Raw genomic sequence first — 17,897 nt, forward strand, 5'->3', positions numbered from 1 at the left:
TGGATCGAGGTTGCTCGGCAACTTCTTACGGCGGCAGGACGGACGCGATGACGAGGTATCCCTTCCTTGAGCTGAGTGTCGAGACTCCGATGCTGCAGTTGCGTGCTGCGACCGACGAAATGTTGGACGAACTCTCTGACGTCGTACGTGCGGGCAAGGCATCGGCTGACCCCGCACCTTATGACGATCCGATGTCGTTCTACGAGGCCGACCCGGACTTGCGGGTGGCCAAGTGGTTGCAAGCGATCTGGCGCGGGCGAGGCGTGCTCAATGCGCAATCGTGGCGGCTGTTCTTCGTCGTCGTAGCCGATGACGAACCGATCGGGATGCAAGACGTCATCGGCGTGAACTTCACGACCTTCGGGACCGTCACGACTTTCTCGTGGGTGTCGGCGGACCACCGACGGCGCGGGATCGGTCACGAAATGCGTTCTGCCGCCTTACACTTGGCTTTCGACGGGCTCGCCGCGACCGAAGCCAGCAGTGAGGCATTTGTCGACATTCACGGCTCCAACGCTATTTCTCGCGGCCTCGGTTACGAGCCGAACGGAGTGGAGTGGGCGACACGACACGGTAAGCCTGCGCTGATGAACCGCTGGCGACTGGCCCGAGACACGTGGGCAACCCAACGCCGCGACAACATCCAGCTTCGTGGCGTCGAACCATGCCGGACGCTCCTGTCGCGGCTGTGACCCCCGACGCCGCGCTACATTGAAGACCTATGGGGCGACGTTCGGGATATCGATCCCCTTGCGGGTGGGATCCAACACCGCGCGACGGGCAGCTGGAGTGGCGTGTACATCTGCGGGCGCAAACGTCGGCCCCGGGTACGTTACGGACTGGCGCTCTGCCGCTATGGAAATTGCCGGTTGTCCTGCTGTTCCTACCAAGGTCCGTGGTCCACGCAGTCGGAGCATCGTGAAGTCGCTACGAGCTCATGCCCCGTCGCGTCGACCACCCTGATCGACTCACCATTGCCGAGCCGTTGCCAAGCGCCCTTCTCGTTTACCTGTCCCCACAGGTCATAGTTGGGATCGTCGCCCTTGTGTGGGCATCCGTCAAAGTGGGCCATGCCTCTCGGCGAGACTCGAACCGGAGCTGCTTGCTCGCGCGCGATCTGGTGATCGTGCAGGCCATGCACACACATCGAACGTTCAAGATCGCAGACATCGCACCACGCCATGTCTGCCATCGTTGCAGAGCCCCTGTCTGCTGACACGGAATGCCGACACTGCGCGCGGATGGGGCACTACTTCGGTCGGCGATGGCGGTAGCAGTGGAATCGACTCGCCGCTAGCCGATCGTCAAACGGCGCGTGCCATAACGAATCACGATGCACCTACGGCGGCCCGATCGCCGCACCAACAAGATCGCTTACCACTAATCTGGATCGGGTGCTCAGCCTCGTTCATCCGTCCGTGGACCGCTACGACGCCTGGATCGCAGCGCACCGCGAATGGGGTCCAGGTCTTCACGAAGACGGGTTCGGCATTGGCGAAGACGACCGTGTCGACAGCGAGGTTGGGTTCGCCGCCTGGATCAGCAAACTCCGCCAGGGTCCGGGCGACCTGTGGTGGATCGTCGAGGATGGAGTTGTGCTCGGAGGAATCGCACTCCGCGCTCCCGACGATCCCCGGGCTGCGCGACATGGCCACGTTGGTTATGGAGTCCGTCCATCGGCGCGCGGTCGCGGTGTTGCGTCTTGGGCATTGGCACAAGTAGTGGACCTCGCTCGCGACGCGGGTCGACAGTCAATTGCGTTGGTTTGCCTGTCCGACAACGTGGCATCGATCAGGACCATCGAACGGTGCGGCGGAACTCTCGAGAAGGTGTTGGACGACGGACGTGCGCAACGGTTCGTGATCAGACTCTGAAGAGTCACCCTGCCCTGTCCCAATAGACGTTCCACATGCGAACCCCGAACGGCGAGCGGTCGGTCGCAACACGATCCGGCCGCGAGAACGCGACCAACGTCCCGTAGAGGATGTCCGGACGTCGTCACCGGGACCGGGGCGTCTTACGAAACCACTATTGCTCGCCGTCTGGACGGATCACGAGCGCCTGGAGTTGCATCGACCTCCAGTTGGCGTCGTGCAGCGGTGCTCTCGAACCGACAGCCGATGCTCCGCACTCACCTACCGAACGAGAACGGAAACGATTCGAGTGTGTCGTGCCGCGCCCGTAGAATGGGCGCACGATGACAAGTGACGATCATGATCCACAGCCCGGAGCGCTGAAGCGGTCGGCCCACGGCAAACACGCCGGCAACGACAAGGCCACCGATCCCGGCGCGCCGGGCGACGTGCACGCCGAGCACACCGTCGAGATCCCACCGGACGTGTCGATGGTGACGCTGCTCGGGCCGCGCGACGAGTTGTTGCGCACCGTGGAGCGCGCCTTTCCGAAGCTCACGATCCACGTGCGCGGCAACGTCTTCCATCTCGCCGGTGCGCCGGCAGACATGGCGTTGGTCGAGGACCTGCTCGACGAGTTGCTGACCGTGATCGACGCGGGCCAGCCGCTCAACCGCGACGCTGTCGAGCGGTCGATCGGCATGCTGCGAGGCCGCACCCGTGAGCGTCCGGCCGACGTGCTGACCATGAACATCGTCAGCAGCCGTGGCCGCACCATCCGCCCGAAGACGTTGGGCCAGAAGGAATACGTCGACGCCATCGACGACCACACCATTGTGTTCGGCATCGGCCCCGCCGGCACCGGCAAGACCTACCTGGCAATGGCCAAGGCGGTCGCCGCATTGCAGGCGAAGCAGGTCAACCGGATCATCCTGACCCGCCCCGCGGTCGAGGCCGGCGAGCGGCTCGGCTTCCTGCCCGGCACGCTCAACGACAAGATCGACCCCTACCTGCGACCGCTGTATGACGCGTTGCACGACATGATCGACCCCGACTCGATCCCGCGGCTGATGGCGGCCGGCACCATCGAGGTCGCGCCGTTGGCGTTCATGCGTGGCCGCACGCTCAATGACTCCTTCATCATCCTCGACGAAGCCCAGAACACCTCGGCCGAGCAGATGAAGATGTTCCTGACCCGCCTCGGTTTCGGCTCCAAAATGGTCGTGACCGGAGACGTCACCCAGATCGACCTCCCTGGCGGCACCCAATCCGGCCTGCGGGTCGTGCAGGACGTCCTCGGCGATGTCGAGGGCATCCACTTCTCCCGGCTCACGGCACAGGACGTCGTGCGGCACCGGCTGGTCAGTGCGATCGTCGAGGCGTACGGCGAGTTCGACGCACGTGGAGCAGCCTCCGCACGGCCGGCGAACGTCGTGCGGGCCGACCGGGGGAGCCGATGAGCATCGACCTGCTCAACGAGACCGACTTCGAGGTCGATCTGCCGGAGTTGCACGAATGCGCAGCGCACGTGCTGCGGGAGCTCAACGTGCACCCCGAGGTCGAGCTCTACATCGGCATCATCGACGAGTCCGCCATGGAGGTCCTGCACAAGCAGTGGATGGACCTGCCCGGCCCGACCGACGTGATGAGCTTCCCGATGGACGAGTTGCGGCCCGGACGGACCGGCGAGGATCCCGTGGAGGGCGTCCTCGGTGACATCGTGCTGTGTCCGACGGTCGCCGCCAAGCAGGCCGCCGACGCCGGGCACACGACGGCCGAGGAGTTGCTGTTGCTGACGGTCCACGGACTGCTGCACCTACTGGGCTTCGACCACGCCGAGCCCGACGAACGCCGCGAGATGTTCTCGCTGCAGCGCACCCTGTTGCTCACCTTCCTGGCCGGCCGCGAGCGGCAGGGTGAGGACGTGCGCATCATCCCGCCGACCGGCGAGTGAGACCGATGATCCCCCTGCTCCTTGCGGCACTGGCCTCGGTCGTCCTGGGCTTCGGCTTCGCCGCGATCGACGCTGCCCTCAGCCGGATCGGGCGACATACCGCCGGCGACCTGGTCGAGCAGCACCGACGCGGCGCGGACGCGCTCGACCGGTTGGTCGAGGACACCTCCTCCGTCGCGATGGTCCTCACCTTTCTGCGCGTCGCCGCCGAGGCCACTGCTGCGGTGCTGGTCACCCTCGCGGTACGCGAGGCGGTCGACAACTTCTGGGTCGCCCTGCTGGTCGCGATCGCCGCGATGGCCGTCATCTCCTTCGTCCTGGTCGGTGTGTCACCCCGCACGCTGGGACGCCAGCACGCCATCTCGGTGGCGCTGGGCACGGCGCCGATCGTCCTGTGGCTGCACCGCATCCTCGGACCGATCGCCCGTGCGCTGGTCGCTGTCGGCAACGCCGTCACACCCGGCCACGGTTATCGCGACGGCCCCTTCGACACGGAGGAGGAGCTACGCGAATACGTCGATCTGGCAACGGATTCGGAGCTGATCGAGGACGACGAGCGCAAGATGATCCAGTCGGTCTTCGATCTCGACGAGACCGTGGTCCGCGAGCTGATGGTGCCGCGCCCGGACATGATCACCATCGACTCCAGCAAGACGCTCGGCCAGGCGATGCGGTTGTTCATGCGCTCCGGTTTCTCCCGGATCCCCGTCGCCGGTGGCAGCCCCGACGCCATCGACGGCGTGCTCTACTTCAAGGATGTCGCTGCGCGGGTCTTCCGGCGCGACGAGTTGCTCGATCAGCCGGTCACCGCGGCGATGCGCGACGTGACGTTCGTGCCGGACAGCAAGCCGGCCGACGACCTGCTGCGCGAGATGCAACTGGACCGCCGGCACTTCGCGATCGTCATAGACGAATACGGCGGCACTGCCGGGCTGGTCACCCTCGAGGACATCATCGAGGAGGTCGTCGGCGAGATCGACGACGAGTTCGACCGGGTCACACCGGGGCCCGAGGAGTTGCCGGACGGCACAGTCCGCGTTCCTGCCCGTATGTCGGTGGACGACCTTGCCGATTACTTCGACGTCACCATCGAGGAGGACGACGTCGAGACGGTCGGTGGACTGCTCGCCAAACTCGTCGGACGTGTGCCGATCCCCGGTGCCACCGCGCAGGTGGCCGGTCTGCAGCTGACGGCCGAGCGGCTGGCCGGTCGCCGGCACCAGATCGCCAGCGTGGTCGCCGATCGCGTGCAGCCGATCGAGGACGAGCCGGACCACGTCGGGGTCCGGTCCGAAACAGGGGCGGATGCGGGGCAACCGGACGCCATACAGCACGATGGTCGGAAGTCGGCAAAGGATGTACTGCAATGAGTAGCTACGGAAGTTCATCAAACACCGGCTCGGAAGGCTTGAGATCCGGTGACGGTGCCGGGAGCCTGCGACCTGCAACGCCACCGGAGAACAAGCCTTATCGCGCCGGGTTCGCCTGTCTCGTCGGCCGGCCGAACGCCGGCAAGTCGACGCTGACCAATGCCCTCATCGGCCAGAAGGTCGCGATCACGTCGAGCAAACCGCAGACGACGCGGCACACGATCCGCGGCATCGCGACCACGGACGACGCGCAGCTGATCCTGGTGGACACCCCGGGCCTGCACAAGCCGCGCACCCTGCTCGGTCAGCGGCTCAACGATGTGGTGCGGGAGACCCTGATGGATGTCGACGTGATCGGCTTCTGTCTCCCGTGCGACCAGCGGATCGGCCCGGGTGACCAGTTCATCGCAGCGGAGCTCGCCGAGTTGCGCCGTGGCCGCAAGCGCCCCGTGGTCGCCCTCGCGACCAAGTCCGACACCGTCGACCGCGACCGGCTCGCCCAGCACCTGCTGGCCATCGATCAGCTGGGAGACTGGCAGGAGATCGTGCCGTGCTCGGCCACCAGCGGCGAGCAGGTCGAGACCGTCCTGGGGGTGCTGATGAAGTACCTGCCCGAGTCGCCCAAGCTCTACCCGGACGGCGTGCTCACCGATGAGCCGGACGACGTGATGGTCGCCGAGCTCGTGCGCGAAGCAGCCCTGGAGGGCGTGCGTGACGAGTTGCCGCACAGCATCGCGGTCGTCGTCGAGGAGATGACCCCCCGCGCCGATCGCCCGGTCGACCGTCCGCTGATGGACGTGCGGGTCAACATCTTCGTCGAGCGGTCCAGCCAGAAGGCCATCATCATCGGCCGCGGCGGCTCGCGGCTGCGGGACGTCGGCACCCGGTCCCGCCAGGCGATCGAGGAACTGCTCGGGCAGAAGGTCTTCCTCGACCTGCACGTCAAGATCGCCAAGGACTGGCAGCGTGACCCCAACCAGCTGTCCAAGCTCGGTTTCTGACGTCATGGCGCGTGATCGGGAGAGTCTGGCCTGGGCGGAGTTCGGTGAAGTGTTGCGCCTCCCGGTCGATCCGGAGCGCGACTATGTGCACGGGATCCCCTGGGACGAGGCAGGTTTCCTGTCCGAGCTGCCCCTCATCGACATCGGGTCGGGCAGTGGGCTGACGACGATCACGCTGGCCGAGCGCTTCCCGTCGACCGAGGTCATCTCGGTCGAGCCGGAGCCGTTGACCCGCTCGCTGCAGATGCTGCGCATCGCTGAACGCGACGACATCCGAAGCCGCACCACGGTGCTGCCAGAGTCGATCCTGGACGCCTGGCTGCCGGACCAGTGCGGCGGCGCACTGCTGTTCAACGTGATCTATTTCCTCGGCGGGCGGGCGCGTGAGGCCTTCTGGGAGCGGATGGCGCAGGTCATGGTGCCGGGTGCGCCGATCCTGCTGAGCCGGTCCTACGGCGGCGTGCCCGACAAACCCGTGGAGCGGTCGCTCCTGACGTCCTCGACCATGGGACGGATGGAATACCAACGGTGGTTCGAGGCGCAGCCGGTGCCGGACGGCCGGGTCGAGATCACCAACACCTTCCGGGTGCTGCGCGACGGCGAGCAGGTGCGCGAGGTCGTCTCGACGATCCACGCCTTCGGACTGGACGAGGAGCTCGTGCTCGGCGAGGTGCCGATCGGGCACTTCGGCATCGAGGAGATCGACGAGCGCTACTTCGCGATCCGGCGGCTGACCGACATCAGGCGGTAGTCAGCACCTGCACGTCGATCCACGCCTGCTGGACAGCCTGCTCCTGACTGGTGCCGGCGCCGAAGATCGTGCCCGCCGACTTGATGGTCGCCTCCGCAAAGCCTTTGAAATCAACGTCTTTCGGGAGAGCGGCGTTGGTCAGCACGTCATACCAGATGCGACCGGCGCCGTCCCAGGTGTTGCCGCCGACGGCGGTTGCCGCCAGATAGAACGCGCGGTTGGGGATGCCGGAGTTGATGTGCACTCCGCCGTTGTCGTGCTCCTCGTCGTGCGGCAGGTCCTGGTAGGCGGCCATCGTGGCCGGCTGCGGGTCCTTGCCCAGGTGCGGGTCGTCGTATGCCGTGCCCGGTGCCTTCATCGAACGCAGCGCCACACCATGCACTTTCGGCGTGAAGAGGCCCGCGCCGATCAGCCAGTCGGCGTCGGCCGCAGTCTTGCCGTTGACGCGCTGTTTGACCATCGAGCCGAAGCAGTCCGAGACCGACTCGTTGAGTGCGCCGGACTGCCCGACGTAGGTGAGGCCCGCGGTGTATTGGGTGACACCGTGGGTCAGCTCGTGGCCGATGACGTCGACGGAGTCGGTGAAGGACGTGAAATAGACGCCGTCACCGTCGCCGAAGACCATCTGCTCGCCGTCCCAGTAGGCGTTGTCGAAGTTGCGGTCGTAGTGCACGGACGCGAGCAGCGGCAGCCCGTTGCCGTCCAGGGAGTTGCGGTCGTAAACATCGGCATACAGGGAGAACGTGTCGCCGAGGCCGTCATAGGCCTCGTTGACCGACTCGTCGTCGCTGGCCGGGTCGCCCTCGCCCCGGCGCTTCGTGCCGGGCAGGTCGGTGGTGTGCCCGGCGTCGTAGATGCTGCGGTCCGGTCGGAACGGCGCGGACGAATCCGCTTGTCGTCGCACGGTGTTCGCGGGCAGCTCGTAGTCGCCGGACTGCTCGGCCCGGCCCCGCAGCTCCGGCGGGATCAGACCCACCGCACCGTTGCCCCCTCGGGTGGAGGACTGTGCGGTGCGCACCGACCGTTGGCCGGCATGCCGCAGGCTGGTCTCCAGGGTGTGCTGCGCGGCACGCGCGGCGTCGGGCTCACCGGCCTCGGCGAGCCGGCGGAGCAGGTGCGGCGGGACGATCTGACAACAGGCGGTACGGCGACTCATGTCTTCCATCGTGGACCCGTCCACTGACAATCGGGTGCGACAGCACCGGCCGATCAGGCGTCGATCCGGAGTGCGGTGACCGGCGAGGTCGCGATCGCGCGGCGGGCGGGTGGCTGGGACGCCAGCAGGATGACGACGACCGCGGCGAGCACGATGGCGACCAGGATCAGCCACGGCAGTCCCCAGACGAAGCCGGGTGTCTCCGCGCCGACCAGCGCTTGTGCACTCTCTGATCCGTAACAAAGGCCGACGCCGATGCCCGCGGCCGTCGCGGCCGCCGACATGGCGACGGACTCCTTGGTGATCATCGCGCGGACCTGCGCGCCGGTGAACCCCAGCGCACGGAGCAACCCGAGCTCGTGACGTCGCTGGATGACCGTGAGTGACATGGTGCTGACGAAGCCCACGGCTGCGATCAGGGACGACACGACACCGACCATGATCGTCACCGTCGAGGCGACCGACAGCATGGTGTGTGCCACGTCGCGTTGGTGGGCGGTGAGACCGTGCCAGGAGTCGACCGAGGACTGCAATGCCGAGGTGCCCGACGCGATCGTGGTGATCAGGGCGACCCCGATGAACAGGCCCAGCGTCGAACGCGTCGTGCGCGCGGGATCGGCAACGGCGTTGCGCCGGGCGATAGCGCTCGCGGCGTCGGTGCCCACCAACCGTCCGAGCAGCGCCACCACGCCGGGCAGCACGAAGCGCGCCCCGATCAGCAGCCCGGTGGACGTGACGCATGCCGCGAGGAAGGCCACGAAGAAGCCGGAGGTCACGCCGCGTTCGCCCAGCACCGTGGCGAGCACGAAGAGTGCGCAGCCGCCGGCGAGCAGCAGCATCGAGGAGATGACGCGCAACCGGCTCAGCCGCCGATCGGTGCTGCGCGCGCCCGCGCTGCCGGCGAGCGCCTCGGCGGGGGAGACCGCTAGCACCTGGCGTGACCCGACCCAACCGGCGACGGCCGCCGTTCCGGTGATCGCCAGCACCGCGATGAGCGAGGACACGGAGAACCACGGGTAGTTCGCCTCCGGGAGGTGGTCCTGACGGACGAGCACGACCCGGACGACATCGGTCACCACTGTCGCCGCAACAACACCGATCAGGCTGCCGATCAAGCAGATTCGGGCGGTGCTGTGTGCGACGGACCGCCGCAGGTCTGAACTCTTCGCACCGAGCAGCCGCAGGGTCGCGATCTGCTGCAGCCGACCGGCGATCACCGTTGTCACACCCGCCGAGATGACGATGGCAGCGACGTAGAGCGCCATACCGATGAAGACGCTCGACACGACGCCCAGCAGCACGCCCACCGAGCCGCCGTCGTCGGCATCGCTCATCGCCGACAGCATGGTGCTGCACATCAGCAGCGCGCCGGCATACGCCCCGGACAGGCCGGCCACCAGACCAACGGTTCCGAGTTCGCGGGCCGAGCCGAGGACGAGATCGCGCTTCATGCGACGACACCTTCCGCGGTGAGGAGGAGACCGGAGATCTGCTGTGCGTCGAGCCGACCGTGGTCGGCGACGATGCGGCCGTCAGCCAGCACCAGCACCCGGTCGGCGTATGACGCGGCGATCGGGTCATGACTGACCATGGCGATCGTCTGCCCGTATTCCGTTGCGGCCGAACGCATCAGCCGCAGGACCTCGCCCGAGGACCGGGTGTCGAGGTTCCCGGTCGGCTCGTCGGCGAAGATGATCGCGGGCCGTGCGGCCAGGGCTCGAGCGATGGCGACGCGCTGTTGCTGACCGCCGGAGAGTTCGGCCGGCTTGTGGCCGGTGCGCTCGGTGAGGCCGAGCACTCGCACGAGGTGGTCGATCCAATGCTGCTCGTCCTGAGTGATCTGCTGCCCCGCGAGCCGGAACGGCAGGGTGATGTTCTCGGTGACGGTGAGCGTCGGCACCAGGTTGAAGGACTGGAAGATGAAACCGATCCGACGGCGGCGCAACAGGGTTCGTGCCGTGTCGTCCATCGTGTGCAGCGGCTGTCCGTCGACGAAGACTCCGCCGCTCGAGACGTCGTCGAGACCGGCGGCGACGTTCATGAAGGTGGACTTGCCGGAGCCGGACGGGCCCATGATGGCAGTGAATTCGCCCTGCCGGATGTCGACGTCGATGTTGTCCAGAGCATGTACCGCGCCGGGTCCGGTGCCGTAGCTCTTGCTGGCCTGACGGAAGGAGACGACGGTTCCGTCGCTGCGTGTGGTGGGTGGTGTGATCATGCGTCCAGCGTCGCGGTCCAGGCCCGCTCGACACATCGGGCCCGGGACCGAATTCGACTACATCCCAGGTTGTATGGCGCCGCGCGCGCCATACAACCTGCGATCAGAGGAGGCCGTGCTCGTAGCAGTAGACGACCAGCTGCACGCGGTCCCGCAGCTGCAGCTTGGCCAGCACACGCGAGATGTGGGTCTTCACGGTGGCCTCGGAAAGGTATTCGACAGAGGCGATCTCGGCGTTGGACAGGCCCTGTGCGGCACGCAGCAGGATCTCGCGTTCACGCCCGGTGAGTTGCTCGAATTCCGCGCCCGGCGACCGGGTCTGGTGTGCGCGAACCTTCTCGAAGAGCGCCTTCGTCGCGCTGGCGGCCACCACCTGGCTGCCGGCGGCGACCGCGCGGATCGCGCCGAGCAGGAACTCCGGTTGCGCGTCCTTGAGCAGGAAGCCGCTCGCGCCGGCGTCGATGGCGTCCGCCACCGCCGCGTCGAGGTCGAAAGTGGTCAGTACCAACACTTTCGGTGCGTCGTCGCCGAACTCCGCGCACAGTGTCCTGGTCGCGGTGACCCCGTCGACATTCGGCATCCGGATGTCCATCAGCACGACATCGGGGGAGGCCCGGCGCACCAGGTCCACTGCATCGGCGCCGTCGGCCGCGTCACCGACCACGGTCAGGTCCGGTTGGCTGTCGATGACGAGACTGAGGCCGCTGCGGAAGAGCGCCTGATCGTCGATCATTGCGACTCGGATCGGTGGGTTCGTCACGTGGTGGCCGACTCTTTCGGGTTCGGGGCGTCCGCGACGCCGCTGCGTTGTGGATCGGGTATGACGGCGTCCACGAACCACTCGTCACCGACGCGATGCGACTCGAGGTGCCCGCCGGCGATGGACGCACGCTCCATCATCCCGACGATGCCCTGCCCCGTGCCGTCCCCAGGGATGCCGATCACGTTGCGCACGCGCAGCCGGTAGCCGTCGGTCCAGTCCTGGTCGACGCGGACCGGCTGTTGCAGGTCGCCGTGCTTCAGCGCGTTGGTGAGCGACTCGCTGAGCAGCCGGTATGCGGTCAGTGCGATGAGCGAGGAGGTCGGTGGTTCGCCGGTGCGCCGATCGTGAATCACCATGCCGGTCAACCGCATTCGGTGTAACAGGCGGTCGTGTTGCTCGTAGCCGGGCGTCGAGTGTTCGGCGTCCTTGTCGCGCAGCTCGGCCAGGATGGTCCGCAAGTCAGCGATGGTGGAGCGGGCCGTTTCGGCGATGACCTCCAGCGCCCGTTCGGTCGCGTCCGGGTTGGCCTGCAGTGCATAGCGGGCGCCGTCCGCCTGCGCCGCGACGACGGCCCACGAGTGGGCGACGATGTCGTGCATGTCCGCGGCGACCCGGCTGCGCTGCAACTCGTGCTCGTAGCTCTCTGCCAGCCGGCGTTGCTCGACGCGGTCCAGCTCGGCCTGGATCGAACGCCGCCGCTGCAGCCGGAGGTATCCGCCGACCCAGCCGCCGACGCACACCAGCGCGGCCATGGCCGTGACGGCCACAGCCGCGAAGACGTGTTCCTTCGTCGACCCCCCGATCCCGGCGAGCGTTGCCATCCAGAGCAGCAGCGCGCTGCAGCCCACGCCGGCCGCGACGAGCCCGAAGCGGCGGACGGCGAGCCGACGGTGCGCGCCGAGCATGAAGAACAGTGCGGCATACGCGACGTCGGCGACCGCGAGCTGCAGCGTCCACTCCGGGTGGGCGAACTGCATCGCGGCCGCCGCCAGCCCGAGCAGGATCATCGTGGGCAGGCTGACACGGCGTACGGCCAGAGCACCACCGAGGAGCACGACGACGGCAACCATCTGTGCGTCGCCGGTCGTGCTGTAGAGGAGCCCGATCAGCACAGTGAACGCGGCGGCGCAGGCGAGATCGAAGATCAGCTGGCGACGCGTCGGTCGACCCTGCTCCCAGATCTGTGGCATGCCCACCAGTGTGGCGGAGGCCGGACGGCGACACATCGGTCGCAGGATGTATGCCGAGGTATGACGCAACGGGGGAGGTCCGATCCCTGGACGTGATGTCCGTCTCGTGGACAGGACGGCGACCGGTGCCGTAAAATCCGGGACGTGCATGCGGCATACGTGCTTCTTCTTGGTTGCCGCGGCGGGGCCTGAAATTCGGCCGTCCTCGCCGCGGTGTTGTTGCTGCCCGGGCCGAAGCCCAGCACTCATCCGCAAAGGCGAGACATGAAGCACCCCCAGCTGCCGACCTCCATGCCGACCGGCAAGTATGTGCCGTTCCACGAGCAGATCAAGGTCGAGCTGCCAGACCGGCACTGGCCGGACACCATCATCAGCAAGGCGCCGCGCTGGTGCGCCGTCGACCTCAGGGACGGCAACCAGGCGCTGATCGACCCGATGAACGCCGAGCGCAAGCTGCGGATGTTCGAGCTGCTCGTCCGGATGGGCTACAAGGAGATCGAGGTCGGTTTCCCCAGCGCGAGCCAGACCGACTATGACTTCGTACGTCAGCTGATCGACGGTGGACACATCCCGGACGACGTGACGATCCAGGTGTTGACCCAGTGCCGTGACCAGCTGATCGAGCGCACCTTCGACGCCATACGTGGCGCCAAGCAGGCGATCGTGCACTTCTACAACTCCACGAGCATCCTGCAGCGGCGCGTCGTGTTCGGCCTGGGCGAGGACGGCATCGTCGACATCGCCACGCAGGCCGCCCGGCTGGTCAAGAAGCTGGAGGAGACGGTCCCCGAGACCGACGTTTACTTCCAGTACTCCCCGGAGTCCTATACGGGCACCGAGCTGGAGTTCGCGGCACGGATCTGCAACGAGGTCATCGAGATCATCGATCCGACGCCGGATCACCAGATGATCATCAATCTGCCGGCCACGGTCGAGATGGCGACCCCGAACGTCTACGCCGACTCCATCGAGTGGATGTCCGCGCACCTGAACCGCCGCGAGTCGGTAATGCTGAGCCTGCACCCCCACAACGACCGCGGAACCGGCGTAGCCGCAGCCGAACTCGGCTACCAGGCCGGCGCCGACCGCATCGAGGGATGCCTGTTCGGCAACGGCGAACGCACCGGCAACGTCGACCTGGTCACCTTGGGCCTGAACCTCTTCAGCCAGGGCATCGACCCGCAGATCGACTTCTCCGACATCGACAAGATCCGCCGGACCGTCGAGCACTGCAACCAGTTGCCGGTGCACGAGCGGCACCCGTATGGCGGTGACCTGGTGTTCACCGCGTTCTCCGGCTCCCACCAGGACGCCATCAACAAGGGCTTCGCCGACATGCAGCGGCAGGAGGCCGAGACCGGCAAGAAGATCAACGAACTGGTCTGGGGCGTGCCCTACCTGCCGATCGACCCACACGATGTGGGCCGGTCCTACGAGGCCGTCGTACGCGTCAACAGCCAGTCCGGCAAGGGCGGGGTCGCCTACCTGCTCAAGACGGAGCACCAGCTGGATCTGCCGCGCCGGCTGCAGATCGAGTTCAGCGGTGTCGTGCAGAAGCACACCGACACGATCGGCGGCGAGGTCACCGCCGAGCGGCTCTGGCAGGCGTTCCAGGACGAATACCTGCCCAGTACCGGTGAGGGCGAGTCGGCATGGGGTCGTTTCCGGCCGATCACGCACACGCTCGAGAGCAGCGAGGACGGCCGCGATCGCATCGTCGCGGTGATGACCGATCACGGCGAGCAGATCTCCGTCGAGGGTGAGGGCAACGGCCCGATCGACGCCTTCACCGCCGCCCTGTCGACGATCGACGTCGACGTGCGGGTGCTGGACTACGCCGAGCACACCCTGTCGACCGGTGGTGACGCGAGCGCTGCGGCATACCTCGAGTGCGCGATCGGCGACCGGGTGATCTGGGGCGTCGGCGTACACAGCTCCATCGTGAAGGCGTCGCTCACGGCGATCCTGTCCGCGGTCAACCGCGCCGAGCGCGACGCGGCGACCGCCGACGCCTGAGCCGGTCGGCTACTGCATACCCTCGGCAAGCACTTCGTTGATGGCGTCGAGGGTCTGCTGGTCGCCGGTGCCGACGAGTTTGCCGGCAGTCGGGCGGTTCCACAGCCATAGATCGAGGTCGGCGGCGGTGCCCGAGATCGTCGCAACCGGAGTGGCGTTCGGTGCTGGCCGGAAGTTGGCGTCGTCGATGTCTTCGCCGTCGATGCTGGCGGTCTCGCGGCCGAGCTGCAGGATCCAGCGCCGGTCGACGTCCGTGGCGACCAACTCCAGGACGCTCCCGTCGCTCGGATGGAACGTGACCAGCGGGTGGTCGCGGCCGTACATCACGTCCACCACCTCGTCGATGCCGTCGGCCGCCAGCTCCGGGTCGATGGCGGACACCTCGTGGCCGGCGGTCAGCTCGGCGTCGACCCGATGGACGATCGCCTCGTGCGCCTGGCGCCGACGGATGTAGCCGGCGGTGTGCAGTGCCTCGTCGGTAGCCCACATCCACCGACGGTCTTCGGGTGCGGTCGTCCGCAGCGTGTCCTGGAGGGCGTGACTCGCGTCGTCGAAAGCGACCAGGATCGCGTCGCGCCCCTCCGGTCGCTGCGGATGGTCGAGTCCCTCCGGGTCGGCGACGTTCTGGGACACGATCGTGCCCCAGAACCACTGCACCTCGGTCAGATGCCAGAGCAGGTCGTCGGTCGACCAGTCCGGACAGGTGGGAACGGTGTTGTCGGCGGCATCCGCCAGCGCCGCACGGAACCGGGCGGACTCGTCGTGAATGATGGTCAGGAAGTCTCGTGTCGTCACAGACGCGAACATTAGGGCTGTCCGCCGACAGCGCGCGAGGCATTAACGGCCGACGGCTGGTCAGGCTGACACGTCGGTCCGCCGCGTTTAGGCTGCGGGCATGACTCAACCTGGAGGTCCCTCGAACAACCCCTGGCAGGCACCGAACCACAGTGGCTCGCAGCCCGGCGGTGGGCAACCGTTGCCGGGGCAGCCGGCTCCGCAACAGCCGTTCGGGGCTCCACAGCCCTATCAGCAGCAACAGGGTTTCCCTGCTCCCGGGCCACGGCATCCCGGGAACTTCGGCCCCGAGGGGTACATCGAGCTGACCCTGCAGGGCAGCGCGATGACGTCCAACATGCTCACTCCGCAGGTGCAGATCGACGGCTACCCGGTGCCGGCGTCATACGGCCTCAATCGCCTGCCGGTCCCTGCTGGGCGGCACACCGTCAGCGCCTACGCGACGTGGATCGTCAAATACGGCCAGGCGTCGTATGACGTCGACGTCCAGCCCGGTCAGTCGGTGCCGGTCTTCTATGCGGCGCCGATGATCCAGTTCCTGAAGGGCGCGATGGGGCCGACCAAGCAGAAGCGGGGCGGCAAGGGCTTCTTCATCGGCTTCTTCGCGCTCGTGCTGCTGCTCGTGATCCTCGTGGTTGTGATCGCGGCGGTCGTGGGCTCCGGTTCTTGACCGCCGTCAGCTCAGCGGCGACGCCATGGCGGCATACAGGATCTTCGAGACGCCGTTGACGGTGTCCCGTCCGTAATAGAACCCCTGGGGAGCCCTGCTGAGGATCACGGCGTTGTAGTTGCGACCGTTGCCGTAGATGTGGCCGACCGAGTTCAGCCGGTAGCCGCCGGTGCGTGGCCCCCAGCCGTTCTTGGTGTTCCACGCGTTGCTCGTCGGCAGTGGCGGCACGCAGACACCCCAGCGTTGCGACGAAGTCACTTGCGCCATCAGCCGTTTGAGGTAGTCCCGGTTGGCGACCGAGATCACCGTCGTGCCCCAGATGATGCCGGTCATCAGCACGATCTGGTCCCGGGGTGTGGTCGTCGAGTAGCCCCACCAGTTGCTCGCGCCCGCCGTGGTGCCGCCCTGTATGACGGTGCTGGTCATCCCGTACAGCCCGGCGACTCGTCGCACGTTCGACACTCCGGCCCAGGTGAGCAACGCGTTCGTCGCAGTGTTGTCGCTGCGGGTGATCATCGCGTAGGCCTGCGAGACCTGGGTCGAAGTGAGATTGACCTTGCGCTCCTGGCAGCGGCGCAGCACCGTCGCCATGATCAGCACCTTGACGATGCTCAGCGTCTCGTTGCGCCAAGTACCCTGAAAAGTGAAGGTGTGGTGGTTGCGCCGGTCGTACAACGCGACACCGAACGTGCCACCCCGACTGGACTGGTACGCCTTCAGTTTCGCGGTCAGCTGGGTGGCCGTCATACCGGCGGCGTCAGCGGTGGAGGCGCCGAGGAGCACGGCGCCGACGGTGGAGAGCCCACCGGCAACGACCAGCCGCCGGGTCACGGAGGAGTTGGTCATGCGCGGACTGTAGTCGTGTGCCGTCCTCCGGTGGTCAGGTTCCCTCGATTTTGTGGCTGCTTCCGCCGGCCGTCCTGTGCGACACTCGCGCGGTGAGCGCCCCGGTGGACAGAACGTATGACGACATCTCGCTGCGAAGTGCAGGTCTGGTGCTGCGCGCGCCGGGCGTCGGCGACGTCCCGGACATCGTCCGAGCATGCCGGGATCCGCTGACGCAGCAGTGGCTTCCGCTGCCGAATCCGTATGACGAAAGCCACGCGTTCGGCTTCGTCACGGAGCAGGCACGCGCGGTCTGGCGCAGCGGCTTCGGCATCGTCCGCGCGATCGAGCGGGACGGCGAGTTCGCCGGCATGATCGATCTGAAGAAGACCGATTGGCGCGGCGGGACCACCGAGATCGGCTACTGGGTGTCGCCGGACCATCGTGGGCACGGGCTCGCCGGTAGGGCTGCGCGGCTGTTGGGGGACTGGGCGATCCGCGAGCAGGGCATGGAGCGTGTCGAGATTCGTTCGGCGACAGGCAATCTCGGCTCACAGAAGGCCGCGCTCGCGGCGGGCTATCGCCAGGAGGGTGTGCTGCGCTCGGCGGGCTACACCCATACCGGACGGGTCGATCTGGTGATCTTCGGCAAGACGAGCGCGGACCTCTGAGGGACGTGGGGTGAGCTAGCGGACGTCATACGGGCGGAACTGGATGCTGATGCGCGGCCCGGTCGCCTTGCTGCTCTTGGGGATCGCATGCTCCCAGGTGCGCTGGGCCGAACCGCCCATCACGATGAGGTCGCCGTGTCCGAGTGTATGGCGGATCGACGCTCCGCCACCCACCGGCCGCATGGCGAAGGTGCGCGGCTGGCCGATCGAGACGATCGCGACCATCGTGTCGTGCGTGTTGGACCGTCCGATGCGATCACCGTGCCACGCCACCGAATCACGGCCGTCGCGGTAGAGGCACATGCCGGCGGTGGTGAAGGGCTCGCCCAGCTCGCCACGATAGTGCGCGGACAAGGCTGAACGTGCCTGTGTCAGCACGGGATCCGGCAATGTCTCGTGTGCGTGGTAGAAGCGCAGCAGCCGCGGGGTGGCGACCTCGCGGTCGTACATCTGCCGCCGCTCGCCCTGCCAGTCGACGCCCGCGCTCCCACCGAGCGACAGACGACTGAAGAGCTCGTCGGCCCCGGTGAGCCATCCCGGTCGCAGGTCGATCCATGCGCCGCGAGTGAGCTCCACGCGTCGGATCGCGCCGACCAGCGGCCGGAGTCCGACGTCGTCGATCTGATCCAGCAATGAGCCTTGCAGCGCCATGTTCACAGACCCA

At 67.1% G+C, this 17,897-nt stretch carries 18 protein-coding genes; 10 read left to right on the plus strand and 8 right to left on the minus strand.

All coding sequences use genetic code 11. The features are described from left to right. Nucleotides 1–89: 89 nt before the first annotated feature. The 7 genes from IEX71_RS17410 (at nucleotide 90) to IEX71_RS17440 (ending at nucleotide 6,929) form a co-directional block, all read left to right on the plus strand. Nucleotides 90–692, plus strand: coding sequence for a GNAT family N-acetyltransferase (locus IEX71_RS17410; RefSeq protein WP_229749832.1), 603 nt, complete (start codon nucleotides 90–92; stop codon nucleotides 690–692). 726 nt (nucleotides 693–1,418) lie between these two features. Then, nucleotides 1,419–1,874 (plus strand): GNAT family N-acetyltransferase, encoded by a 456-nt coding sequence (locus IEX71_RS22865; protein WP_373284660.1) that lies wholly within the window; start codon nucleotides 1,419–1,421, stop codon nucleotides 1,872–1,874. A gap of 323 nt (nucleotides 1,875–2,197) precedes the next feature. Beyond that, entirely contained in the window at nucleotides 2,198–3,313 is a 1,116-nt protein-coding gene (locus tag IEX71_RS17420) for a PhoH family protein (protein WP_188838297.1), read from the plus strand. Further along, entirely contained in the window at nucleotides 3,310–3,807 is a 498-nt protein-coding gene (gene ybeY / locus IEX71_RS17425; protein WP_188838298.1) for an rRNA maturation RNase YbeY, read from the plus strand. The genes IEX71_RS17420 and ybeY overlap by 4 nt, the downstream gene beginning before the upstream one ends. Before the next feature lie 5 nt (nucleotides 3,808–3,812). Continuing rightward, nucleotides 3,813–5,177, plus strand: coding sequence for a hemolysin family protein (locus IEX71_RS17430; RefSeq protein WP_188838299.1), 1,365 nt, complete (start codon nucleotides 3,813–3,815; stop codon nucleotides 5,175–5,177). Further along, entirely contained in the window at nucleotides 5,174–6,178 is a 1,005-nt protein-coding gene (gene era / locus IEX71_RS17435) for a GTPase Era (protein WP_188838300.1), read from the plus strand. The genes IEX71_RS17430 and era overlap by 4 nt, the downstream gene beginning before the upstream one ends. Before the next feature lie 4 nt (nucleotides 6,179–6,182). After that, complete coding sequence (locus tag IEX71_RS17440; protein WP_188838301.1) at nucleotides 6,183–6,929, plus strand: class I SAM-dependent methyltransferase; 747 nt, start codon at nucleotides 6,183–6,185, stop codon at nucleotides 6,927–6,929. On the opposite strand, the gene IEX71_RS17445 is transcribed toward IEX71_RS17440, so the two are convergent. The 5 genes from IEX71_RS17445 to IEX71_RS17465 form a co-directional block, all read right to left on the minus strand. After that, nucleotides 6,919–8,085: a M4 family metallopeptidase gene (locus IEX71_RS17445; protein ID WP_188838302.1), complete on the minus strand. Its 1,167-nt coding sequence runs from the start codon at nucleotides 8,083–8,085 to the stop codon at nucleotides 6,919–6,921. The genes IEX71_RS17440 and IEX71_RS17445 overlap by 11 nt on opposite strands. A gap of 53 nt (nucleotides 8,086–8,138) precedes the next feature. Further along, entirely contained in the window at nucleotides 8,139–9,536 is a 1,398-nt protein-coding gene (locus IEX71_RS17450; protein ID WP_188838303.1) for an ABC transporter permease, read from the minus strand. Then, nucleotides 9,533–10,303: an ABC transporter ATP-binding protein gene (locus IEX71_RS17455; protein ID WP_188838304.1), complete on the minus strand. Its 771-nt coding sequence runs from the start codon at nucleotides 10,301–10,303 to the stop codon at nucleotides 9,533–9,535. The genes IEX71_RS17450 and IEX71_RS17455 overlap by 4 nt, the downstream gene beginning before the upstream one ends. 103 nt (nucleotides 10,304–10,406) lie before the next feature. Next, nucleotides 10,407–11,036, minus strand: a complete 630-nt coding sequence (locus IEX71_RS17460) for a response regulator (RefSeq protein ID WP_188838517.1) — start codon at nucleotides 11,034–11,036, stop codon at nucleotides 10,407–10,409. Between the two features lie 23 nt (nucleotides 11,037–11,059). Beyond that, entirely contained in the window at nucleotides 11,060–12,256 is a 1,197-nt protein-coding gene (locus IEX71_RS17465; protein WP_188838305.1) for a sensor histidine kinase, read from the minus strand. A gap of 264 nt (nucleotides 12,257–12,520) precedes the next feature. Between IEX71_RS17465 and leuA the strand changes: the two genes are divergently transcribed. Further along, a complete protein-coding gene (gene leuA / locus IEX71_RS17470; protein ID WP_188838306.1) occupies nucleotides 12,521–14,272 on the plus strand; it encodes a 2-isopropylmalate synthase in 1,752 nt (583 codons plus the stop codon). A gap of 9 nt (nucleotides 14,273–14,281) precedes the next feature. Here leuA and IEX71_RS17475 read toward each other — a convergent pair whose 3' ends face one another. Next, nucleotides 14,282–15,067, minus strand: coding sequence for a maleylpyruvate isomerase family mycothiol-dependent enzyme (locus IEX71_RS17475; protein ID WP_188838307.1), 786 nt, complete (start codon nucleotides 15,065–15,067; stop codon nucleotides 14,282–14,284). Nucleotides 15,068–15,167: 100 nt separating this feature from the next. On the opposite strand from IEX71_RS17475, the gene IEX71_RS17480 reads away from it, so the two are divergent. Beyond that, entirely contained in the window at nucleotides 15,168–15,737 is a 570-nt protein-coding gene (locus IEX71_RS17480; protein ID WP_188838308.1) for a hypothetical protein, read from the plus strand. A gap of 6 nt (nucleotides 15,738–15,743) precedes the next feature. Here IEX71_RS17480 and IEX71_RS17485 read toward each other — a convergent pair whose 3' ends face one another. Next, complete coding sequence (locus IEX71_RS17485) at nucleotides 15,744–16,583, minus strand: serine hydrolase (protein WP_188838309.1); 840 nt, start codon at nucleotides 16,581–16,583, stop codon at nucleotides 15,744–15,746. Nucleotides 16,584–16,675: 92 nt separating this feature from the next. Between IEX71_RS17485 and IEX71_RS17490 the strand changes: the two genes are divergently transcribed. Further along, the gene (locus tag IEX71_RS17490) at nucleotides 16,676–17,233 is read left to right on the plus strand and encodes a GNAT family N-acetyltransferase (protein WP_188838310.1); all 558 of its coding nucleotides are present in this window, start codon (nucleotides 16,676–16,678) and stop codon (nucleotides 17,231–17,233) included. Between the two features lie 15 nt (nucleotides 17,234–17,248). Here the strand turns inward: IEX71_RS17490 and IEX71_RS17495 are convergent, their stop codons facing one another. Then, nucleotides 17,249–17,884 carry an alpha-ketoglutarate-dependent dioxygenase AlkB gene (locus IEX71_RS17495; protein WP_188838311.1) on the minus strand — a complete coding sequence of 212 codons (636 nt, stop codon included), beginning with the start codon at nucleotides 17,882–17,884 and terminating at the stop codon, nucleotides 17,249–17,251. Between the last annotated feature and the right edge of the window lie 13 nt (nucleotides 17,885–17,897).

It is taken from the genome of Flexivirga endophytica (genome assembly GCF_014640635.1).
GTDB classification, from domain to species: domain Bacteria; phylum Actinomycetota; class Actinomycetes; order Actinomycetales; family Dermatophilaceae; genus Flexivirga; species Flexivirga endophytica.